This window comes from Streptomyces sp. NPDC001220 (assembly GCF_053597895.1).
Window position 1 is genome coordinate 38647 of record NZ_JBSFJE010000006.1, and the last position, 21846, is coordinate 60492.

The 21846-nt window shown below is 71.5% G+C and carries 20 protein-coding genes and 1 pseudogene; 11 read left to right on the forward strand and 10 right to left on the reverse strand.

The genetic code is table 11. The annotated features are described in order from the left end of the window. The first annotated feature begins 133 nt into the window (after positions 1–133). Positions 134–1006, forward strand: coding sequence for an ATP-grasp domain-containing protein (locus tag ACWDGI_RS15945; protein ID WP_450759362.1), 873 nt, complete (start codon positions 134–136; stop codon positions 1004–1006). Here the strand turns inward: ACWDGI_RS15945 and ACWDGI_RS15950 are convergent. Beyond that, on the reverse strand, positions 987–1541 hold the full coding sequence (locus ACWDGI_RS15950; protein WP_450759364.1) for a hypothetical protein: 555 nt from the start codon (positions 1539–1541) through the stop codon (positions 987–989). The genes ACWDGI_RS15945 and ACWDGI_RS15950 overlap by 20 nt on opposite strands. 166 nt (positions 1542–1707) lie before the next feature. On the opposite strand from ACWDGI_RS15950, the gene ACWDGI_RS15955 reads away from it, so the two are divergent. Both ACWDGI_RS15955 and ACWDGI_RS15960 read left to right on the forward strand, forming a co-directional pair. Further along, a complete protein-coding gene (locus ACWDGI_RS15955; protein ID WP_450759366.1) occupies positions 1708–2481 on the forward strand; it encodes an IclR family transcriptional regulator in 774 nt (257 codons plus the stop codon). Then, a complete protein-coding gene (locus ACWDGI_RS15960; RefSeq protein WP_450759368.1) occupies positions 2478–3344 on the forward strand; it encodes an SMP-30/gluconolactonase/LRE family protein in 867 nt (288 codons plus the stop codon). The genes ACWDGI_RS15955 and ACWDGI_RS15960 overlap by 4 nt, the downstream gene beginning before the upstream one ends. A 176-nt stretch (positions 3345–3520) precedes the next feature. Here the strand turns inward: ACWDGI_RS15960 and ACWDGI_RS15965 are convergent, their stop codons facing one another. From ACWDGI_RS15965 to ACWDGI_RS15975, 3 genes are read right to left on the reverse strand one after another with little or no spacing between them, the layout of a single operon-like run. Continuing rightward, positions 3521–4915 carry an FAD-dependent oxidoreductase gene (locus ACWDGI_RS15965; RefSeq protein ID WP_450759370.1) on the reverse strand — a complete coding sequence of 465 codons (1395 nt, stop codon included), beginning with the start codon at positions 4913–4915 and terminating at the stop codon, positions 3521–3523. Continuing rightward, positions 4908–6143: an MAB_1171c family putative transporter gene (locus tag ACWDGI_RS15970; protein ID WP_450759372.1), complete on the reverse strand. Its 1236-nt coding sequence runs from the start codon at positions 6141–6143 to the stop codon at positions 4908–4910. Before ACWDGI_RS15970 ends, ACWDGI_RS15965 begins: the two co-directional genes overlap by 8 nt. Continuing rightward, positions 6140–6742, reverse strand: coding sequence for a toxin-antitoxin system, toxin component family protein (locus ACWDGI_RS15975; RefSeq protein WP_450759374.1), 603 nt, complete (start codon positions 6740–6742; stop codon positions 6140–6142). Before ACWDGI_RS15975 ends, ACWDGI_RS15970 begins: the two co-directional genes overlap by 4 nt. Before the next feature lie 248 nt (positions 6743–6990). On the opposite strand from ACWDGI_RS15975, the pseudogene ACWDGI_RS15980 reads away from it, so the two are divergent. Then, positions 6991–7158 (forward strand): annotated as a pseudogene (locus ACWDGI_RS15980) (extracellular solute-binding protein); the annotation flags it as partial. Between the two features lie 203 nt (positions 7159–7361). Beyond that, positions 7362–8873, forward strand: a complete 1512-nt coding sequence (gene arfA / locus ACWDGI_RS15985) for an arabinosylfuranosidase ArfA (protein WP_450759375.1) — start codon at positions 7362–7364, stop codon at positions 8871–8873. Positions 8874–8955: 82 nt separating this feature from the next. Here arfA and ACWDGI_RS15990 read toward each other — a convergent pair whose 3' ends face one another. Further along, complete coding sequence (locus ACWDGI_RS15990) at positions 8956–11958, reverse strand: beta-galactosidase (protein WP_450759377.1); 3003 nt, start codon at positions 11956–11958, stop codon at positions 8956–8958. 73 nt (positions 11959–12031) lie between these two features. On the opposite strand from ACWDGI_RS15990, the gene ACWDGI_RS15995 reads away from it, so the two are divergent. Beyond that, the gene (locus ACWDGI_RS15995; RefSeq protein ID WP_382526754.1) at positions 12032–12490 is read left to right on the forward strand and encodes an RrF2 family transcriptional regulator; all 459 of its coding nucleotides are present in this window, start codon (positions 12032–12034) and stop codon (positions 12488–12490) included. Positions 12491–12720: 230 nt separating this feature from the next. Continuing rightward, positions 12721–13380 (forward strand): DUF4360 domain-containing protein, encoded by a 660-nt coding sequence (locus ACWDGI_RS16000; protein ID WP_450759379.1) that lies wholly within the window; start codon positions 12721–12723, stop codon positions 13378–13380. Between the two features lie 25 nt (positions 13381–13405). On the opposite strand, the gene ACWDGI_RS16005 is transcribed toward ACWDGI_RS16000, so the two are convergent. After that, positions 13406–14383: an Lrp/AsnC family transcriptional regulator gene (locus tag ACWDGI_RS16005; protein ID WP_450759381.1), complete on the reverse strand. Its 978-nt coding sequence runs from the start codon at positions 14381–14383 to the stop codon at positions 13406–13408. A gap of 97 nt (positions 14384–14480) precedes the next feature. Continuing rightward, a complete protein-coding gene (locus ACWDGI_RS16010; RefSeq protein ID WP_450759383.1) occupies positions 14481–15464 on the reverse strand; it encodes a GlxA family transcriptional regulator in 984 nt (327 codons plus the stop codon). 96 nt (positions 15465–15560) lie between these two features. On the opposite strand from ACWDGI_RS16010, the gene ACWDGI_RS16015 reads away from it, so the two are divergent. Beyond that, positions 15561–16460, forward strand: a complete 900-nt coding sequence (locus ACWDGI_RS16015) for an aminoglycoside phosphotransferase family protein (RefSeq protein ID WP_450759385.1) — start codon at positions 15561–15563, stop codon at positions 16458–16460. Between the two features lie 5 nt (positions 16461–16465). Here ACWDGI_RS16015 and ACWDGI_RS16020 read toward each other — a convergent pair whose 3' ends face one another. Continuing rightward, positions 16466–16708, reverse strand: a complete 243-nt coding sequence (locus ACWDGI_RS16020) for a DUF397 domain-containing protein (protein ID WP_450759387.1) — start codon at positions 16706–16708, stop codon at positions 16466–16468. Next, positions 16705–17526 (reverse strand): helix-turn-helix domain-containing protein, encoded by an 822-nt coding sequence (locus ACWDGI_RS16025; protein WP_450760047.1) that lies wholly within the window; start codon positions 17524–17526, stop codon positions 16705–16707. The genes ACWDGI_RS16020 and ACWDGI_RS16025 overlap by 4 nt, the downstream gene beginning before the upstream one ends. A gap of 130 nt (positions 17527–17656) precedes the next feature. On the opposite strand from ACWDGI_RS16025, the gene ACWDGI_RS16030 reads away from it, so the two are divergent. Then, positions 17657–18121 (forward strand): ATP-binding protein, encoded by a 465-nt coding sequence (locus ACWDGI_RS16030; RefSeq protein WP_450759389.1) that lies wholly within the window; start codon positions 17657–17659, stop codon positions 18119–18121. A 37-nt stretch (positions 18122–18158) separates the two neighbouring features. Here the strand turns inward: ACWDGI_RS16030 and ACWDGI_RS16035 are convergent, their stop codons facing one another. After that, the gene (locus tag ACWDGI_RS16035; protein ID WP_450759391.1) at positions 18159–18917 is read right to left on the reverse strand and encodes an intradiol ring-cleavage dioxygenase; all 759 of its coding nucleotides are present in this window, start codon (positions 18915–18917) and stop codon (positions 18159–18161) included. A 257-nt stretch (positions 18918–19174) separates the two neighbouring features. Here ACWDGI_RS16035 and ACWDGI_RS16040 point away from each other — a divergent pair, with 257 nt between their 5' ends. Together ACWDGI_RS16040 and ACWDGI_RS16045 are read left to right on the forward strand one after the other, a co-directional pair. Next, positions 19175–20401, forward strand: coding sequence for an acyl-CoA dehydrogenase family protein (locus ACWDGI_RS16040; protein WP_450759393.1), 1227 nt, complete (start codon positions 19175–19177; stop codon positions 20399–20401). Between the two features lie 5 nt (positions 20402–20406). Further along, positions 20407–21642 (forward strand): CaiB/BaiF CoA transferase family protein, encoded by a 1236-nt coding sequence (locus ACWDGI_RS16045; RefSeq protein ID WP_450759395.1) that lies wholly within the window; start codon positions 20407–20409, stop codon positions 21640–21642. Positions 21643–21846: the final 204 nt, after the last annotated feature.

The following is a 21846-nucleotide window of genomic DNA, read 5'->3' on the forward strand; positions in this document are numbered from 1 at the left end:
CTGCCACCGATGCTGGGGCTTCACCGAAGGGGAAGGTCAACGGGGCGGCCGCGGTTGCGGTACGGAAGGCAGGAGTGGTTAGCCTGCGACGGACCGGAACACCCGCCGCCACCAGGACAAGGGAGCCCCCGCCGTGCCCCGAATAGCCCTCGCCACCTACGACCCCGGCGCGGAGCCGAGCAAGGACCAGGACCTGCCGGTGCTGCTGCGCGCGCTGACCGCCGCGGGGGCGGACGCCGTCGCCCGGCCCTGGGACGACCCCGGCGTGGAGTGGGGCGCCTTCGACCTGGTCGTCATCCGCTCCACCTGGGACTACAGCTGGCGCACCGAGGAGTTCCTGGCGTGGGTGGAGCGGGTGGGGAAGGCGACCCGGATCGCGAATCCGGCCGCGGTGGTCCGCTGGAACAGCGACAAGCGGTATCTCGGTGATCTCACGGCGGCCGGTGTACCCGTCGTGCCGACCCGGTATCTCGCGCCGGGCGACCCGGTCGAGCTGCCGTCCGACCGCGACTTCGTCGTCAAGCCCACCTTCGGCGCCGGCGCCCGGTTCGCCGCCCGCTACACGCCCGACGAGCACGGGACGGCCGTACGGCACCTGGCCCGGATGCACGACGAGGGGCTGACCGCGATGGTTCAGCCGTACGTCGCCGGGATCGACGTCAGTGGCGAGCGGGCGCTGCAGTTCTTCGGCGGCCGGCTGCTGCATGCCAGCCGCAAGCGGGCGGTCCTCACCCCGGGCACGGCGTACGACGCGGACAAGATCGCCCACCCCGACCTGACGCGGTGGACCCCTGCCCCGGCCGAACTCGCGGTCGCGGAGCGCGCGTTGGCCGCCGTACCGGAGGCGCCCGAGCTGCTGTACGCCCGGGTGGACCTGGTCGACGGGGCGGACGGGCAGCCGCAGGTGATGGAGCTGGAGCTGGTCGAGCCGAACCTGTTCCTGTTCCTGCACCCCGGATCGGTGGACGGGGTGGCGGAGGCGGTCCTCAGCGCGGCTCGTCGATGACCGCGGTGCGCTGGAGCAGGCCCCAGGTGAACTCCGCGACGACCTGACGGCCGTCGGGGACCTTGAAGGTGAGGCCCCAGCGGGTGGGGGCCGAGCCCTCCAGCGGGCGGGCGGGGGCGAAGGCGCGGGCGGCCTCGTCGACCGTGCAGGACCACGGGGCGAGGTCGTCGAGGGTCTCCAGCTTCGGGGCGGCGGCGCCGGGGGCGCGGACCAGCCATTCGTTCCAGACCGCGCCGCCGGGGCCGGCCATGACCTCGAAGCGGAGCGTGGGCCACAGGGGGAGGGGCCACTGCCAGGCCACGCACTCCAGGTCACCGACGGTGCGTTTGGTCTCGGAGTCGGGCGGCCCGAGGACCGAGCGGTAGCGGGCGGCCGCCGAGCGGGACCGGGGCGAGCGGGCCATCGCCTGCCACCGCTTGTTGGCCTCCCGCATGTCCGCGATCGACGCGCCCAGCGCGCGCCGGGCGTCCTCGACCAGGTCCGGGTTGTGGTCGGCCATACGGCGCAGCAGCACCAGCTGGAAGTCCAGTCGCATGCCACCCATGGTGCACATACCGGCCCCCGGCTGGTTCCCGGCCATTGCCCGGGCAATCCCCGATGGCTAGCCTGTGTTCGTCATGCCGATCGCCTGTTGATATCTCGAACGGCTTCCGCGGTTCACGACGATATCTGGCGCTTAGACCCAAGGGAGGGGGCCGGACGTGGGACGCCTCGTGCCTGCCGTGACCCGGGCTCTCGACATTCTTGAGCTCTTCCTCGACGGGGACGGGACTCTCTCCGCCCCCGACATAGTGCGCAGACTCCAGCTGCCGCGCACCACCGTGCACGAGCTGGTGACCACGCTCTCCGCCCGCTCGTACATCGTGTCCGTACCCGGACAGCCCGGACGATACCGGCTCGGCGTCCGCCCGTACCAGCTCGGCAGCCGGTACGCCGAGCAGCTCGACCTCGCCGCCGAGGGCCAGCAGGTCGCCCGGTCCGTCGCCGAGACCTGTGACGAGACCGTCCATGTGGCGATCCTCGAAGGGACCGACGTCATCTACATCGCCAAGGTCGACTCCACGCACGCGGTCCGGATGGTCTCCGCCGCCGGCCGCCGGCTCCCCGCCCACTGCACCTCGGTCGGCAAGATGCTGCTGGCCTCGCTGCCGGAGCCGGAGCTGACCGCGCGCATCCCGGACGACGCCGACCTCGTCGCGATGACCCCGAACAGCATCACCGAGCCGGGCGCGCTGCGCGAGGCCCTCACCGGGATCCGGGCGCGTGGCATCGCCGTGGAGAGCCGGGAGTCCAACCCGGACGTCTCCTGTGTGGCCGCGCCGGTCCGCGACCGGACCGGACAGGTCGTCGCGGCGCTGTCCATCTCCGTCCCGATGATCCGCTGGAGCGACGAGCGCCGCGTCGAGCTGGAGCAGCTCGCGGCCAAGGGCGCCGCCGAACTCTCCGAGCGCCTCGGCCACCGGAGCGTGGCATGACGACGCGACGCACGGCATACACGGCGTACGAGGTCGCGGTGGCGGCGGAGGCGACGCTGGGCGAGGGCCCGACGTGGGACGCGGCGACCGGCCGGCTCGTCTGGATCGACGTCCTGGGCGCGCGGATCCACACGTACGACCCGGCCACGGACCGCCGCACGATCCGTACCGCTGAGCAGCACATCGGCGCGGTCAAGCCCCGCGCGAACGGCGGCCTGGTCCTCAACCTCCGCGACGGCGTCGGCCTCCTCGACCCCGACGACACGTTCCGCTGGCTGCACCGCGAGCCGGTTCCCGGCCGCCGAGCCAACGACGCGGCGGTGGCGCCGGACGGCTCCCTGTGGGCGGGCACGATGCGCTACGACGAGACGGTGGGCGGCGGCACGCTGTCCCGGGTGACCGGTGACGGCTCGGTCACCACCCTGCTGCCCGATGTCACCGTCAGCAACGGGACGGGCTGGAGCCCGGACGGCAGCCGCGTGTACTACGTCGACACGCCGACGCGCCGGGTGGACGTCTTCGACTACGACGGCGAACTCCCCGTCGACCGCCGCCCGTTGGTGACCATCGAGGAGGATGCCGGGTTCCCCGACGGGCTGACGGTGGACGCGGAGGGCTGTGTGTGGGTGGCGCTGTGGGGTGGGGGAGCGGTGCGCCGCTACACGCCTGACGGCGAGCTGGACCGGGTGATCAGCCTGCCGACGACGCTGACGACGGCCTGTGCGTTCGGCGGTGCCGATCTGACCGACCTGTACGTCACGTCGGCGCGGGTGGGGCTGGAGCGGCCGCATCCGACGGCGGGTTCCCTGCTGGTGATTCCGGGCGCCGGGAAGGGAGTTGCCCAACCGGCTTTCCAGGGCTAGCGGTTGCCTCCGCCGTCGTTCGGCTGCGGATGCGTGGGGGCTGATCGCGCCCACGCGGCGGCAGCCGCATGTCGGATACGGTCCCAGGCCCCTGAAGGGGCGCCGCACAGCCGCGTCTTCCCAGCCGACCCAGCCTGCGCCGGTGAGCGACACCCCCCGCCCCCACGCACCCCCGCCTAAAGAACCCCCGCCGCCTTCAGTTCCTCCGTGGTCAGCGGGGGGCGGGTCAGCTGGGGTCTCAGCGGTCCCACCAGCGCGCCCAGCACCACACCCGGCGTCATCAGCACCTCCGTGCCCCGCTCCAGCGACGTCACGTCCGTCACCCGGCGGGCGATCCGGCCGTTCCCCGTCGCCGTGTACAGGAGCCGGTCCACATACACCTGTGTCAGCCGGTCCCGCAGGGTCGGGCCGTTCTCCGTCGCGCCGGGGTAGAACACGTCCGCCCCCGTCGACAGTTCCCAGGCCGCCCGCGCCGGCCGGCTCACCGCCTTCTGGAGGGACCGCGCGAGCCCGGGGGAGCCCCAGCCCCGACGCCGTATCACGTCCCGCATCGCGAGCGCCCCTTGTGCCGCCACCGACATCCCGTGCCCGTACACGGGGTTGAGCGCGCACACCGCGTCGCCGAGGACGGCCAGGTTCTCCGGCCAGGCCTGGGCGCGTTCGTAGAAGTGCCGCCGGTTGGCCGTCGTGCGGGTCATCGACACGTCGGTCAACGGCTCGGCGTTCGCGAGGAGTTCGGCGATGACGGGGTGGGCCAGGTCCTCCCGGGCGTAGCGCAGGAAGTCGTCGGCGCCGGGGCCCGGCTCGCCGCCGCGGCTGCCGTGGAGGGTGACCAGCCACCGGCCGTTCTCGATCGGCATCAGGACACCGCCGCGTCCGGGGGCGCCGCCCCGCGGGCTCGCCTGGACGTTGACGATCGGGAAACCGGTGCGGACCGTCTCCGCCGGGGCCCGGAACATCCGGCTGGCGTAGGCGATACCGGCGTCGACCTCACGGAACTCGGGTGCGGGCACGCCGAGTTCGGCCAGCCAGACGGGTGTGCGGGAGCCCCGGCCGGTCGCGTCGACGACCAGTTGCGCGGTGCGCACGTGCTCCGCGCCGGAGTCGAGCGCCCGCAGCCGTACGCCCGTGACGGCGAGGTCCGTGCCGAGCAGGCCCACCGCCTCGGTGCGCGGCAGCAGTTCGATCCGGTCGTCGGCGAGGACCCGCTCCCGTACCACCCAGTCCAGCAGGTCCCGGCTGCCCGGCAGCACGAACGCCGACTCCGCCCAGCGCCGGTACCAGCCCTGCGGGGACAGCGCCACCATGTCCGTGGTCACCGGCAGCCGCCGTACGCCCGCCGACCGCAGCCGTCCGACGGTGCCGGGGAGCAGCTCCTCCAGGGCGCGGGCGCCGCCGGACCACAGGTGGTGGACGTGCCGGGCCTGCGGGAGCCCCTTGCGCGGTTCCGGTCCGGCGGGCAGCGCGTCCCGTTCCACGACCAGGACCCGGTCCGTGAAGGGGGTGAGCGCCCGGGCCGCGAGCAGGCCGGTGAGGGAGCCGCCGAGGACGACGGCGGTGCGGTCAGTCATGAAGGGCAACGCTCTCTGCTGGGGCGGTCGCACGTTCCCGTACCGCCTCGATCCGGTCGGGGTGGCGCAGCGCCCGGGACACCGCCCCGATCTCCCGGAGGAGGTGGGTGGCGTCCGGGGCGCCGGCCGCGTCGGCGGGCTCCGGGGTACGGCCCCGGGTGCCGACGGCGTTCAGGATGCTGACCGCGGAGGCCAGTGCCCGGGCCCGCTCGGGCGGGTGGCCGAGGTCGAGCGCGGCCTCGTAGGAGCGCCGGTCGAGGTCGGCGTCGATGCGCCGGGTCAGGGGCAGCAGGACGTCCCGGATGAACGTCTCGCGCCGGGTCAGCCGCAGCTCGGGCGTGGCGCGCAGCACGAAGGGGACGCCGTCGCCGTGCACGGTCCGGGTCAGCTGGTACAGCGGCCGCAGCTCGTGGTGGGCGAGCCGGACCCGCCAGCGGTCGTGGAGGTACTGGCCGGCGTGCGGCAGGATGAAGCCGACGGCGATGTTGATCGCGGACAGGGCGGCGACCGGCGGGGCCAGGCTGGTGCTGAGCCAGTCCAGGTCCGAGCCGCACCAGCGGGCGGTGACCGCGACCAGCTTGCAGACGTCGAAGATCAGGTTCAGGACGTAGCCGACGCCGAGCAGTTTCAGTCCCCAGCGCAGCCAGGCGTCGAGGCCCTCGGTGCGCACCCAGTTCCAGATCAGCCGCGAGGTGACGAGACAGGCCACGCAGTGGGCGACGAGGTAGAGCAGGATCTCCTCGCGCATGAAGGGGGTGGTGGCGTAGTACGTGTCCAGGTCCCGGAGCCGTTCCACCGGTACGTCGGCGAGCGCGAACAGCAGCCACAGGGCGGCGATCACCGAGGAGTAGCCGGCGATCACCCAGCGCATCGCGCGCCGGGTGGCGGCCGAGCGGTCGGCGAGCCCGTTGCGCCAGGCGATGATCAGCAGCAGGCAGGAGCCGCCGAACGCGGTGATGAGCGAATAGCACCAGGGCGCGGAGATGTTGGGGACGCCGGTCCACCGGTTGACGGTGGCGATCGTCGACGGCGTGCAGAACACGAACACCGCGCAGGCGAGCAGCAGCAGTCCGCCGACCGCGCGCAGCAGTGGGTCGCGCCACAGCCGGATGATGGTGGGCAGCTTGATCACCAGGGCGGTGGTCAGTACCGCGGTGGGGATCCAGAAGGAGATGTAGAGCTCGCTGAGCAGCCCCGAGGGGGTCGGTGCCGACAAGGGGGTGGTCACCTCGCCGCTCCGCCGCGTCCGCGGTAGCCGAGGGTGCGCTGGACGGGGTCGGTCGGAGAGCGGCGCGGGTGCTCGATGTAGGGCCGGAAGGCGGTCGCCAGCCGGTACCCGAAGTCGTCGGCCTCGGCCTCGTCGGTCTCCCGGGAGCCGTTGCGGGCGGCCACCGTCAGCGCCATGTCCCGCCAGCCGGGTTGGCCGGCCAGCGCGCGGGCCGCCTCGGGACCGACCTCGTGCGGATGCCGGTGGCCGGTGTGCAGGTGCCACAACTCGTGGCCGAGGATGACCAGTTGCTGCACGGCCTCGGCCCGCTCCTCGACGATGACCAGGTCGAAGTCCTGGAACTCCACCCAGACTCCGGTGACCTCGATCTCGTCCGGGAACCGCTCGAACCGCAGCTCCACCGGCCGCCCGGCGCGCAGCGCGGTCATCTCCTCGCACAGTGCCCGGCACAACTCGCCCATCCCGGCCGGTTGTCGGGGCCGGGCGCGGACGGCGGTGGTGAGGTCGGCGGCGAGGACGCGCATCTGTGCGCCCGGGCCGGAGCGCCGCAGCCTCGCGGTGATCCGGGCCCACCGGTGCCGCGCGCCGGCCAAGTCCATCGCTCCCCCTTCGCCCCGCCCCACGGCGGTCACCGTGCTGCGTCGGCCCGTCCGAGATTACGCGTCCGGATGTGTCCGCGTCATGCCTTCCGGTACCGGTGGTTCACCCGGCAACGAGCCTCGGCCGCAGGAATGTCACGCCGGACCCATTGACGCGGAAGCGCTTCGATTTTACGGTCCGTTCGAAGTTGCGGGCGTGATTCGATATTTCGAACACGATGAGGGATCCTCGAAGGTAAGGGCAGGCAATGGGACGACCTGGCCTCAGTCGCAGGCACCTACTGGGCGCGGCAGGCGGATTGGCGGCGGCGAGCTTCGGCTTCGCGGCCCTCGGCAACCCCTTCTACACCAAGCTCGCCATGGCGGCCGCCGGCAACCGCGCACCGGACCTCGGCGTCATGCGCATCGGCCGGGTTCCGCGCGAACGGCAAGACGTGGCTGGCGTACCACTACTACGACGCGGACGACAACGGCACCCCGAAGCTTGGGCTCAACTCCCTGAGCTGGACAAAAGACGGCTGGCCCAGCTTGCTTCAGGGGCGCGGGGAACTGCGTGAGCAACCACGAACCACCCGCACCCGCCCGCGATGGAGCAACCACCCACCCCGAAAGGCGAACATTGCGCACCGCCCGCTTCACCCTCGACCCCGCCTTCACCATCGGCCAAGTCAACCCCCGCCTCTTCGGCTCCTTCGTCGAGCACCTGGGCCGCTGCGTCTACACCGGCATCTTCGAGCCGACCCACCCCACGGCCGACGCCGAAGGCCTCCGCACCGACGTCCTCGACCTGGTCCGCGAACTCGGCGTCACCACCCTCCGCTACCCCGGCGGCAACTTCGTCTCCGGCTACAAGTGGGAGGACTCGGTCGGCCCGGTGGAGGAGCGCCCCCGCCGCCTCGACCTCGCCTGGCGGTCGACGGAGACCAACCGGTTCGGCCTCTCCGAGTACATCGCCTTCCTGAAGAAGGTCGGCCCGCAGGCCGAGCCCATGATGGCGATCAACCTCGGCACGCGGGGCGTGGCGGAGGCCCTGGAACTCCAGGAGTACGCCAACCAGCCCTCCGGAACCGCCCTGTCGGACCTCCGCGCCGCCCACGGCGACAAGGACCCCTTCGGCATCAGGCTCTGGTGTCTGGGCAACGAGATGGACGGCCCCTGGCAGACCGGCCACAAGACCGCCGGGGAATACGGCCGCATCGCCGCCGAGACCGCCCGCGCCATGCGCCAGATGGACCCGTCCGTGGAACTGGTCGCCTGCGGTTCCTCCAGCCAGTCCATGCCGACCTTCGCCGAGTGGGAGGCGACGGTCCTCGCGGAGACGTACGACCTGGTCGACCACATCTCCCTGCACGCCTACTACGAGCCCCAGGACGGCGACGTCGACTCCTTCCTGGCCTCCGCCGTCGACATGGAGTCCTTCATCGAGAACGTGGTCGCCACCTGTGACCACGTGGGCGCCAGGCTGAAGTCCCAGAAGAAGATCAACCTCTCCTTCGACGAGTGGAACGTCTGGTACACCTCGAAGTGGCATGAGATCGAGAACTCCGCCGCGCGGGACTGGCCCGAGGCCCCCCGCCTCCTGGAGGACAACTACAGCGTCACGGACGCCGTCGTCTTCGGCTCCCTCCTCATCGCCCTGCTCCGCCACGCCGACCGCGTCACGGTGGCCTGCCTGGCCCAGCTGGTCAACGTCATCGCCCCGATCATGACGGAGCCCGGCGGGCCGGCCTGGCGTCAGACGACGTTCTTCCCGTTCGCCCAGGCGTCCCGGTACGGCCGGGGCCAGGTCCTGGACGTGCGGGTCGACTCACCGACGTACGACACGAAGAAGTACGGCGAGACGAGCCTGCTGCACGCGACGGCGGTCAGGGCCGACGACGGCACGGTGACCGTCTTCGCCGTCAACCGCGGCCGGACGGAAGCCCTGCCCCTGGAGATCGCCCTGAGCGGCCTGGACCTGACGGCGGTCACGGAGCACAGCGTCCTGGCGGACGAGAACCCCGACGCCCGCAACACGTTGCAGGAGCCGGAGCGGGTGACCCCCCACCCGGCCGAGGGCACATCGCTGAACGACGGCACCCTCAGCGCCGTTCTTGAACCGCTTTCCTGGAATGTGATTCGACTGACGTAAGGGTCAACGCGCCCCCCAGGGGCGCGGGGCTGTGTCAATTCGCGGCTCCGCCGCGCGGGCGCGAGCCCCCCACAACCCGCACTCAACGGCCGGGGGAGTCCACTGAAGCCACCGGTACTCCTCCGGCCGCACTCCCCAGCAACTCCAGCCGGACCGCACCCGGCCCGAACTCGCTCGTCCCGTCCGAAAGCACGGCCAGTGCCAGCGTGTTGGCCCCCCGGGTCCGCAGAATCCCGTTCGGCAGCACGAACGTGTGCTGCGGCCCCACATCGTTGATGTACTGCCCGAGGTTCCACCCGTTCAGGAAGATCTGTGCCCGGTAGGCCCGCGCCGGATCGTCTTCCAGCACCAGTCCCACCGACGCGTCGACCCCGTCCGGCACGGCCAGCCTGAAGCCGGTGCGGTACCAGGTGACGCCCATACCCTTGTCCGCGCGCGGGAGTGCGGCCGGTTCCCAGCCGGCGTCGGCGAAGCCGGGCAGATGCCAGCCCTGCCGCTCCCCGTAGAGCCCGCCGTTGTTCAGCGGGCCCCGCACCGGATCGGGCGCGGTCTCGCCCTGGATCCGCCAACTCACCTTCGGCGAGACGCCCTTGAAGGTGACGGCGGTCAGGCCGCGGGCCACCTTGTGGGTGTCCAGGGAGCGGCCGTCCATGTCGTGCTGCATCCGCCGCACCAGCACGGACAGCACATGCTTCTGCTGCCCGCGCTGTTTGTCCTTCTCCCTCTTCTCTGGTTTGACGAGGGAGAACTCGGCCGTGGCCGTCCAACTGCCCTGCCGGACCGTCTTCGTGTCCGGCACCGGCATCCGGTGCGAACCGAGCGGCTTCCCGTCCAGCCAGGCCATCAGCATGCCCTGGGTGCCCGTGCTGTAGGCGAGGGAGAGGGACTCCAGGTCCGCGAGGTCGCCGTCCACCCGGCCTCGGTACCAGACGTCCCCGTAGTGGAAGCCGTAGTCGTCGGCGAACAGCACCGGCTGTCCGTCCGGGACCGGCGTCGTACTGAACGACGTCTTCTTGTCGGCCACCGTCCACGACGCGTCGTCGAAGGCCGGCGCCGACTCGGGGTTCTCGGTCCTGCGGCGCCAGCCGGCCAGGACAGGCAGCGCCGGCTTCGGCGCCCCGGCCAGGTCCGACGTGGCGACCAGGCTCTCCGAGAGGGTCGCCCGGGTCTGTACCGGCCGCCCGTTCCAGGTGACCGAGGAGATCCCGCGCGGCCCCCACACCTCCACGCCGCTCGGCCCGACCGTGTCCCCGGTGAGCTGCACGGTCGACCCGCTGAGCTCGGCGTGCCGCAGCAGCGCCGGGCCGTAGACCAGCAGGGTGCCGGACGGGGTGTCGTAAGGGAACAGCCGTAGCGAGGTCGCGTCGTCGGCGAAGAGCAGGAGCAGCGGGGTGTCGCTCTCGCCGCGCTGGACCAGGACCCGGGTGAGCCCGCCCTGTCCGAGCGGCGCGGTGACGTGCAGGACGCCCTGCTCGTACACCCAGGCCGCCTCGGCGTCCAGGCGCTGGACGAAGGGCTCGCTCGGGCACTCGAGCACCAGGTGCGCCATCTCGCCGTACCGGCCGGTGAACAGGGCGATGTCCTGCCGGCCGGCGGTGAACACGGCCATCGGCTGGGCGGTGGCGTACCGCAGCTTCCGCTTGCCGAGGGAGAGCCCGGTGGTGATCAGCCGGGCGTCCTTGGCCGGGACGGTGACCTCGATGTCGTCACCCCCGTCCCGCTTGCGGGTCCTCAGGGTGGACGTCACCTCGCTCGCCCCGTCGTTGCGCAGCACGTACACGTGCGCCTGGGTGTCCGGGTTGGTGAGGTGGTACGTCTTCAGCCCGTCCGCGTGGACGTCCGCCGCACGCTCCAGCTTGGCGAAGTCCGGGACGCGTTGCAGGAGGTGGCCGAGCTGGTGCATCGGCGCGATCTTCGGGGTGACGTTGCGGGCCTCGTCGATGGCCGCCCCGTAGTCGTACGACGTGTAGACGACCGGCGCCGGCAGCCAGCCCCAGTTCGTGCCGCCGTAGGTCATGTAGACGTTGTGCAGCGTGATGCCGTTGGCGAGGTTGGTGAGGTAGAAGCGGCGTTCGTAGGCCGCGTCCCGGGTGCGCCGGGACTCGGCGTACCCCTTGCCGCCGAACTCGACCCCGCCCCACGGATCGAACCAGCCGCCTCCGTACTCCGGCACGAACCCGGGCGTACGGGGACTGGCGGTCGCGCCGCCCTTGAGGCCGCCGATCCCGAAGTCGCCCCAGTCCGGCGGGGTCTGGGTGGGGGCCGGGTAGCCGTCGAAGCCGTACAGCCACTTCCCGGTCTCGCCGCCGGTGTCGAAGGAGCCGGGGATCCAGTAGCCGTTGCGGCCCTTGTCGTTGTGGAAGAGGGGGACGTCGATGCCGTCCGCCCGCACCTTCTTGTACAGGTGGGACATGTAGGCGGGGCCGGCCGGGTCGGCGACGTGGCCGTCGTACTCGTTCTCGATCTGGTAGAGCAGGACGGTCCCGCCGCCGTCCGTGAGCTGGTGGCGGCGCACGATGCGGTTGACGGCCGTCAGCCACGCGTCGACGTGCCCGAGGTAGGTCGGGTCGGTGGTGCGGGCCGAGCCGCGCGTGGCGGTCAGCCAGCCCGGGAAGCCGCCGGCGTCGACCTCGGCGTTGATGTAGGGGCCGGGCCGGAGGATGACGTACAGCCCGGTCTCGGCGGCCGTGCGCAGGAACAGGTCCAGGTCACGGACGCCGGTGAAGTCGAACGTGCCGGGCGCGGGGGAGTGGTAGTTCCACGCCACGTAGATGCTGACGGTGTTGTAGCCGTGCGCCCGCATCTTCTCCAGCACGTCCCGCCACAGGGACGGGCTCGGGAGCCGGAAGGGGTGCAGTTCGCCGGACCAGACGACCAGCCGCCGGCCGTCGACCACGAGGGAGTACTGGTCGTGGCCGATCGCGTGCCGGCGCCCGTCGGCACGCGGCGGGGCGGGGGCCGGGCCGGTCGGCACGGTGCGTGCCGCGTAGGCCGCGGGTGCCCCGGGGCCGCCGCTGCCGCCCAGGGCGAAACCGAGCGCGGCCGAGCCGGCGAGGGCACTGAAGGTACGTCTGCTGAGCGCCAAGGGATCCTCCCGGGCGATCTTACGGGGCGCGGGTGCCGCCATTGTCCACGGGAGTACGCCCCACAATGGACACATGAGGATCTCGGCACGAGCGGATTACGCGGTACGGGCGGTCCTGGAGCTCGCCGTACGGCAGGACGACGGCCCGGTGAAGGCCGAGGAGATCGCCGGGGCGCAGGAGATCCCGCACAAATTCCTGGAGGGAATTCTGGGTGATCTCCGGCGCGCCGGGATCGTCGACAGCCGGCGTGGCGGGGGCGGCGGCTACCGGCTGGCCCGGGACGCGTCCGCGATCACCGTGGCGGACCTCATCCGGGCCGTGGACGGCCCGATCGTGTCGGTACGCGGCGAACGCCCCACGGGTCTGGCCTACACCGGCACCGCCCAGCCGCTGCTGCCTTTGTGGATCGCCCTGCGCGCGAACGTCCGCCGGATCCTCGAAGGGGTCACCGTGGCGGACATCGCGGCGGACGCCCTTCCGGAGCCGGTCCGGGCGCTGGCCGCGGAACCGGCGGCCTGGGAGAACCCCTAGGGGGTGGGGCGGGAGGTCACGGCGGCTGTGAAATCCGGTGTTGTGAATGGCCGGAGTTCGCCCTGACCGGTCGGGGTGGGGATTCCTACGATGCGAGCGCCCCGTTCTTCACAGGAAACTCACAGGTTCTTCAAAGGTGAACCATATCGAGCCTTGAGGGGCGTGAGGGTCCTGTGGTCCGCGGGTGTCACCCCCCACCCGATCACCGAACCGGAGAAACCATGAAACCCATGAGGCATGGACTCCTGCTCGGCGGAGCGCTCGCCGCGCTGCTCACCGCCGGGTTGCCCGCCCAGGCCAAGGCCTCGTCGTCGCCCGTCTTCGACGACCCGCCGCCGGACAAGATCGTGATCAACGTCGCCACGGTGAACGGCTCCGGCTGCCCGCAGGGCACCACCGCCGTCGCCGTCTCCGAGGACAACGAGGCCTTCACCGTCACCTACAGCGACTACCTCGCCCAGGCCGGCGGCAACTCCGACCCCACCGCCTTCCGGCGCAACTGCCAGCTCAACCTGGTCGTTCACGTGCCGGGCGGTTTCACCTACGCCATCGCCAGCGCCGACTACCGCGGCTTCGCCTCCCTCCAGCAGGGCGCCACCGGTACCCAGCGCGCCTCGTACTACTTCCAGGGCTCGTCCAACACGGCCTCCGCGAACCACCCCTTCCGGGGCCCCTACGACGACAACTGGCAGGCCACCGACACCACCGACTGGGCCCAGCTGGTCTGGGCGCCCTGCGGGGTCCAGCGCAACTTCAACATCAACACGGAGCTGCGGGTGACCGCCGGGAGCGCGAACCCCGGCAAGGTCAGCTTCATGACCATGGACTCGACCGACGGTGAGATCAGCACCGTCTACCACCTGGCCTGGAAGCAGTGCCCCGCCAAGTAGGCCCCGTGCAGTAGTCCTGCGCCGGTCACAGGCTCCCCGGGCGGACCAGTCCGGTCCGCTTGACCCCCGTCAGGATGGGCGTGACCTCGGTCGTCGTGACGTGTTCCAGGGCGCCGACGGTCTCGCTCAGGAAGACGTACAGCGCGTCGAGGCCGGCCGCGGCGACCGCCACCAGCAGGTTGGCCGAGCCGGTGGTCGCCGAGGCGAACCGCACCTGTGGATGGCGGCTGAGCCGCCGGCCGGTCTCCTCCAGGCCGCCGGGGGCCACCGTCATCCACAACAGCGCCTCGGTACGGATGCCCAGCCGGGCGAGGTCGACCTCGGTCGCCAGCCGTACGACCATGCCGTGCGCCAGCGCCTCCAGGCGCCGGCGCACGGTCAGTGCGGAGGTGTCCGCGCGGCGGGCGAGCTCCGTGTAGGAGGCTCGCCCGTCCTCGACCAGCCCGGCGATCAGCCGGTGGTCGACGGGGTGCAGCGGGTTCCCGCCGTAGGCCGCCGGCAGGTCCGGGCGCAGACTGGCCAGCTCCTCCGCGGAGAGCAGGCCGCCGCTCCAGTCGAAGCCGGCCGGAAAGACCCGCAGCAGCGCGTACGAGGTCCACGATTGGACCGCCGCGGTGGCCGGGAGGTCGCGCAGCAGCAGGTTGTTGCGGGCGTCCGGGCCGTCCACGAACAGCACGGCGCAGATCTCGTCGCCGCCGCCGAGGACGTCCACCCAGACGGTGTCGGGGCGGCGGGCCAGGGTGGCGGCGATGGCACCGATCCGGTTGGGCCTGCACCGGATGCGCAGGGCCAGCGGGACCAGTTCGGGGAAGCACAGGGGGTTGCGGACGGCCGTCGCCCGCAGGGTTCCGTCGTGGTAGAGCGGCGCCGCCCGCCGGACCACGGTCCGCTCGGAGAGGCCGAGGACCCGGCCGACGGTACGCCACGAGGCACGCGGGGAGGCCATCATCGCGGCGGCGATCCGGCTGTCGGTCTCGTCCAGCCGATGGCGTGCTTTCTCCATATCCATGGATCATATGGCTGGCTTTCCCGGCGTGAAGCCCACGTCCTGGCTCGTTCCGCCCATCCCGGTGAGGGTCGGAGACATCGCAACCGGGTGTTCAGGCCCGGGCCGTCGCCGTCGCCCGGAACGTGTTCCGGTACGCCTGCGGGGACACCCCGATCGCCGCGTGCAGGTGCTGCCGCAGGGACGTGCCGGTGGCGAAGCCGACCTCCGCGGCGATGCGGTCGATCGCCAGGTCGCTGGTCTCCAGCAGGTGGCGGGCCCGGTGCACCCGCTGCTGGATCAGCCAGCGGCCGGGGCTGACGCCGGTCTCGTCCAGGAAGCGGCGCGCGAAGGTGCGCTGGCTCATCCGGGCATGCTCGGCCAACTCCCGCAGGGCCAGCGACCGTTCCAGGTTCTCCAGGGCCCAGGCCCGGGTGGCCGCGGTCCCGGTGGCGCTCTCGTCCGGCACCGGCTGCTCGATGTACTGCGCCTGGCCGCCGTCCCGCCACGGCGGTACGACACACTGCCGGGCCACGCTGTTGGCGACCGCGCTGCCGTGGTCGGAGCGGACGATGTGCAGGCAGACGTCGACACCGGAGGCGGCGCCCGCGGAGGTCAGCACGTCACCGTCGTCGATGAACAGCACATCCTGATCCAGGGCGACCTGCGGGAACATCCGGCGGAACCGGGGCGCCAGCGCCCAGTGCGTCGTCGCGGGCCGCCCGTCGAGCAGCCCGGCGGCCGCGAGGGTGAACGCCCCCGTGCAGATGGAGACGATCCGGGCACCGGGCCGGATCCGTGCGAGCGCGGCGGCCACCGGCGCGGGCAGCTCGTCCGTGATCCGTGTCATGTCGTACGGCGGTACGACCACGGTGTCCGCGCTCTCCAGCACCTCCGGTCCGTGTCCGAGGGTGACCGAGAAGTCGGCGTTGGTCGCCACCGTGCGATCGTCCGTCGCCGCGCAGGTCACCACCTCGTAGGCGCCCGGGACGCAGGGGAAGACCCGGTTCGGGATGCCCAGCTCGAAGGGGTAGACCCCGTCGAGGGCGAGCACGACGACCCGGTGGGGGCGGGTGGGCAGGAAGTCGATCTCGGACATGGCACGATTCTATCGCCAGCCGCTGATGTAGCCATCGCCGTCGAGCCCCGGAAAGGCGTTTGACGCCCGTCGGCGCCCGGTGATCCGATGACGCGCATGAGTACAGGGCACCTGCATCCCGGTATGCACCCCATCGACGACGGCCTTGTACGACGGTTGATCGCGGCGCAGTTCCCGCGGTGGGCGGGGTCGGCGGTGCGGCGGTGGCCGTCCGGCGGCACCGTCAACGCCATGTACCGGCTCGGCGACGACATGGTCGTGCGGCTGCCGCTGGTCGAGGGCGGGGCCGAGGACGTGTCGAGGGAGCGGGAATGGCTGCCCCGTCTCGCCCCCCACCTGCCCGTCCGCATCCCCGAGGTGCTCGGCGCCGGGGAACCGGCCCACGGGTATCCGTGGCCGTGGTCGGTGTACCGGTGGCTGCCGGGGGAGCTTCCCGAACCGGGCGCCCTGGCCGAGCCCGTGCTGCTCGCCGAGGATCTGGCCGCGTTCGTGACGGCGATGCGGAGCATCACCCTGCCGGACGCGCCGCGGGCCCACCGGGGCGGGCCGCTCTCCTCACTGGACGCGGAGACCCGGGCGGCGATCGGGGAACTGCGCGGTATCCCGCAGGAGGACATCGACTGCGACGCCGTGGCCGCCGTGTGGGAGGAGGCGCTGCGGGCCCCGGACGGCGACGGGCCGCCGGTATGGCTGCACGCCGACCTGATGCCGGGCAACCTGCTGGTCGACGGCGGCAGGCTGGTCTCCGTCATCGACTTCGGGTGCGCGGGGGCGGGCGACCCGGCCTGCGACCTGTTCCCGGCGTGGAACCTGCTGCCGCCCGACGGCAGGAAGGCGTTCCGCGAGGCACTGGCCGTGGACGAACCGACCTGGATCAGCGGCCGGGCCCGCACCCTCTCCCAGGCACTGATCGCACTGCCGTACTACCGGAACACCAACCCCGCGATGGCCCACAACGCCCGGCACGTGATCCGGGCGGTACTGGACGAAGGCTGACCCGGTCACTTCCCCGCGTACGTGACGAAGCCGGCCCAGGCGGCGGGGGAGAGGGCGAGCGCGGGGCCCTGGCGGTCCTTGGAGTCGCGGATGTGGATGGTGGTGGGGCAGGTGGCGACTTCGAGGCAGTCGCCCTCGCTGCCGCTGCTGTAGCTGGACTTGCGCCAGTGGAGGGCGACCTCGATGCAGTTGTCACCGGATCCGCTGCTGTAGCTGCTCTTGAACCAGGCCAGGTCGGACGTGCTCATAGGTCCCCTCGCATCCGTTGCAACAGGCTCGCGGAATCCTCGATGGTGAGAGCCTGTGAACGAATCCTGGCATACCTGCTCTGCAGCACGCTGATCACTTGAGGGGTGGCGATCATCTGTCCGTTCTCCTGCCCTTCGCTGTAGCCGAACCACTTGTGCTCGGGGGTCTCCAGCAGGGCGATCGGCCCGTGCAGTCCGGCGTGCGACCTCTGAACCAATGGCATGACCTGGATCTCGATGTTCCGCAACTGAGCCATTTCCAGAAGGCGTTCGATGGCCTCGCGCGTCACCTCCGCCGCGCCGGTCTGGCGGAGGAGAGCGTGCTCTTCCAGGATGAAGCTGAAGGCGGTGTTCGGTCGATCCCACAGCAGAAGTTGTCGCTCGGCACGTGCCGTCCAGCTGGCTTCGATCTGCTCGTCGGAGAGCGGCGGAAGCTCGTCGGCGAACAGTTGCCGTGCGTAGGCCTCCGTCTGCAACAAGCCCGGAATCATCCTGCACTCGTAGTTGAAGAGGCTGATCGCTGCCTTCTCCATCCGCGCCCACTGCCGAAACCAAGCCGCCAACCCCGGTTGCCGCATCAGATGTACGGCCGCCCGCCGCAACGCGCCCGTGTTCCCCAGTACCCCCTCCGACGCCTCCACCAGTGACTCGTCCGGCATCCGCCTCCCCAGCTCCACCGACGCCACCGTGTGTTTCGAGAACCGCACCTGTTCCGCGAACTCCTCCCTGCTCAACCCCGCGTGCTCGCGCAACGCCTGGAGCACCGCTCCGAAGGTCCGCAGACTGTCCGACGACTCCGGCTCCACCCCATCGCCCATGTAGGCCACCTCCCGCCCCTCATGGTCACGGCCAGTGACCGGTACGGTCCAGTCCGTCACCGCGTACGCGGGCTCAGCGTACGCAGCTCTCACCTGGTGAAGTGCCGTTCCCGGGCGGCAGATTGGGCGCATGGACGCTCCCCCCACCACCGTCACCGTGAGTCGAACACTCGCCCAGCGGCTCAGTGCCACCCCGCGCGGCGCCCGGCTCGCCCGCCATCTCGCCGTCGCTCAACTCCACGCCTGGGGCGGGCCGTTCGCGGCGGAGGAGGTGATCGACAAGGTGTCGGTGATCGTCGCGGAGCTGGCGGCCAACGCCGTGACGCACGGGCGGGTGCCGGGGCGGGACTTCGAGCTGCGGGTGTCGCTGGTGACGGGGAGCGTGCGGGTCGAGGTCACCGACACCCTGGCCGAACGGCGGCCGCCCGCACCCGGCGTCGTACGGCCGGGCGGGCCGCTGGACGACGGCGGGCGCGGGCTCGTGCTGGTGGACGCGCTGGCCGATCGGTGGGAGGTGCTGAGCAGGGACTGCGCCGACGCACCGGGCAAGACCGTACGGGCCGAGGTGGACCTGCCTTTTCGGCGCAGACCCTGAACGGGGCCCCGGAGGACGTGTCCCCGGGGCCCGGGCGTCAGCTGGAGACGCCGAGGGTGAGCGTGCCGGTGTAGCCGGCGGTGGTCGAGCCGGTGACGGTCATCAGGCCGGAGGTGGCGCCGCCGTCGTCGTAGATCGAGTCCTGGGCGAGGGTGGTGCGGGTGACCGTGTTGGTCGAGTAGGGCGAGACCTTGGCGACCGCCGTGGTGATGGTCTCGTTGATGAAGAGCTGGCCCGTGTGCAGGGTCCTGCCGCCGGTGAAGGAGCCGTCGGAGGTGAGGGTGACGCCCGTGTGGACCTTCACGTGGATGTGGATGGCTCGGCCCCGGTACCAGCCCGGGTAGATGGTCGTGATGTTGGCGACGCCGCCGGAGTTGGTGAGGACGCCGCCGCGCAGGAAGGTGCCGTCGTCGGACTCGCTGTGACCGTTGTTGCCGACGTACCCGGAGTACTCGCCGAGCGCGTCGGAGTGCCAGACCTCCACGAGGGCGTTGGGGATGACGGTGCAGGCGGAGTTGACGACGGTGAGGACGAGCTTGAGCGCGATGCCCGGCTTGCCTTCGGTGATGTCGGTGCGGACCAGCGCTCCGTCGAGGTAGTAGGGGCCTTCGGTCAGCTCCTCCGTGAGGGTGCAGACCGCCGCGGCGGCGGCCGGCTTGAGGCCGGGGGCGGCGACCGCCGCGCGAGCCTCGGTCGAGACCGCTGCACCTACGGCCAGGGCAGCGGCGGTCGTCCCGGTGGCGACGAGTACGGTACGGCGCCCGACGGAGCGGGCGCCTTCTGAGGTGTCTGTCATGGACACGGCACCGTAGGAACGGTTGCTGTCGGAAAGCTGTCAGTTCGGCAAAGTGAACCACCGTCAAGTCCTGAGTTGAGACAGCCGGACGGACGATCCCCGTTCGACGCCACGGCACGCGCCGGTACCGGGCCTGAAGGGGGCCATTGGGGTCGTTCGCGGCGACGAGGGCGCCCCTTGCACGGCGAGGGCTCGCGGGAATCGGGACGGGATCCGGGTCTAATCGCGCCAGAGAACCGTGCTGGAGGAGGATTTCCATGGGTGCCACCCCGCTTCTGCCCACACCGTCAGGTCCCTACCTGGGCGCAGGGCGGCTGCCCGCCGACTTCTACTCCTTCGAGGAACTGCTGACGGACGGCGAGCGGGAGAAGATCGAGCGCGTCCGGGCATTCCTCGACACGCAGGCCGCTCCCCTCGTCGACGACTACTGGGCGCGGGCCGAGTTCCCCTTTCAACTGGTGCCGGGAATCGGTGGGCTCGGGCTGGTGGACTGGGCGGACCCGGCCTCCGCGGAATCCAAGCCGAGCAATCTCCTCTCGGGATTCCTCGCGCTGGAGTTCGCGCATGCCGACGCGTCCTTGGCGACCTTCTCCGGTGTGCACACGGGGCTCGCCATGGGCTCGATCCTCGCCTGCGGCTCCGAGGAGCAGAAGCAGCGGTGGCTGCCGGCGATGAGCCGCTTCGAGAAGATCGGAGCCTTCGGCCTGACCGAACCGCACGGGGGCTCCGACGTGGCCGGCGGCCTGAGGACGACCGCGCGCCGCGACGGCGACGGCTGGATCCTCGACGGGGCCAAGCGGTGGATCGGCAACGCGACCTTCGCCGACCTGGTCGTCATCTGGGCGCGGGACACCGAGACCAACCACGTGCTGGGCTTCGTCGTGGAGAAGGACACCCCCGGGTTCACCGCGACGAAGATCGAGAACAAGATGGCGCTGCGGATCGTGCAGAACGCCGACATCGTGCTGGAGGGCTGCCGCGTCCCGGAGGCCAACCGGCTGCAGAACGCGAACTCGTTCAAGGACACCGCCAACATCCTGCGCCAGACCCGCAGCGGGGTGGCCTGGCAGGCCGTGGGCGTGATGTTCGGCGCCTACGAGATCGCGTTGCAGTACGCGAAGGAACGCGAGCAGTTCGGGCGCCCGATCGGCGGCTTCCAGCTCGTCCAGGACCTGCTGGTGAAGATGCTCGGCAACGCGACCGCCTCGTGCGGGATGGTGGTGCGCCTGGCCCAGTTGCAGGATGCCGGGATCTTCAAGGACGAGCACTCCGCCCTGGCGAAGGCGTACTGCACCGTGCGGATGCGGGAGAGCGTCGGGTGGGCCCGGGAGCTGCTGGCCGGCAACGGCATCGTCCTGGACTACAAGGTCGGCCGCTTCGTCGCCGACGCCGAGGCCCTCTACTCGTACGAGGGCACGCGGGAGATCCAGACCCTGATCGTGGGACGCGCCGTCACCGACGGCCTGAGCGCCTTCGTGAAGTGATGACGATGACCACCGAATCCGTCTTCACCGGCCTGAAGGTGCTCGACGCGTCCTCGTTCATCGCGGGACCGGCCGCGGCCACCGTGCTGTCCGACTTCGGGGCGGACGTCATCAAGATCGAGCCGCCGGGCGCGGGCGACCCCCAGCGGCGGCTGAGTTCCGTACCGCCCAGTCCGCAGGCCGAGGCGAACTACAGCTGGCACCTCGCCAACCGTAACAAGCGGGGCATGGTGCTCGACCTGAAGGCGCCGTCGGCCGTCGAGGTCCTCAAGCGGCTCGTCGAGTGGGCCGACGTGGTGATCACCAACTTCCCGCACGGCACAAGGGAGAAGCTGCACCTCGGCTACGAGGAGGTCGCGGGCTGGAACCCGCGGGTCGTCTACGCCGATCTCACCGGCTTCGGGGACACGGGCCCCGACGCCCGGCAGCCGGGCTTCGACCTGACCGCCTTCTGGTCGCGCAGCGGACTGCTGGCCTCCACCCGCGACGCGGGCGCCCCGCCGACCGTCCCGGTCTGGGGCAGCGGCGACTACACGACGGCGATCGCCATCTACGCGGCGATCACCACCGCCCTCTACCACCGCGAGCGAACCGGACAAGGGGCCAACGTCGGAACCTCGCTGCTGGCCACGGGCGTCTGGGCCACCGGAACCCTGGTGGCCGGCGCGCTCGCCGACGGCACCCCCTTCGAACTGCACGACCGCAAGGCCCCGGCGAACCCGCTGATCAACCCCTACCGGACCGCGGACGGCGAGTGGTTCATGCTGGTCGCCTCACCCGCGCGCTGGCAGGGACTGGCACGCGCCGTCGGACACCCCGAACTGCTGGCGGACCCCCGGTTCGCCGACCTGGAGGGCCTGGTCCGGCACGCCTCCGCGCTGGCCGAGCTGCTCGACACCGCGTTCCGCTCGCAGACCTTCGACCACTGGAAGGAGGCGCTGGGCCGGGAACGCATCACCTACAGCCTGATCCAGACGCCGGAAGCGGCCGCGCGGGACCCGCAACTGCGCGAGAACGACATCGTCGTCCCGCTGGAGGGGGTCAGCGGCCTGACGGAGACGGTCAGCAGCCCGGTCAACCTCCGAGGGGTGCCGAAGGTGCCGGCGAGACGGGCGCCCGACCTGGGCGAGCACAACGACGAGATCCTCGCCGAACTGGGATTCGGCCCCGCCGAGATCGCCGGACTACGCGCCCGGGGAGCGGTCCCCGACGCCACGGAAACGGAGACGGAGACGGAGTAGCCGGGTGGGCCTGGCCTCGGCGGGGAAGCCCGCGGGCCGAGAGGCCCGTCCCCCTTCAGCGCGGCCATCGGCCTTCGTCCCGACCTTCGTCCCGGCCTTCGTCTCGACTTCGCCTTGAAGTCGCCTGGACGAAGGGGTCCGGTCGGTCGGCGTTTGCCGGGTGGGACAGGGGCCGTTGGTAGCGTCGGCGTATCCCGTGCCGTC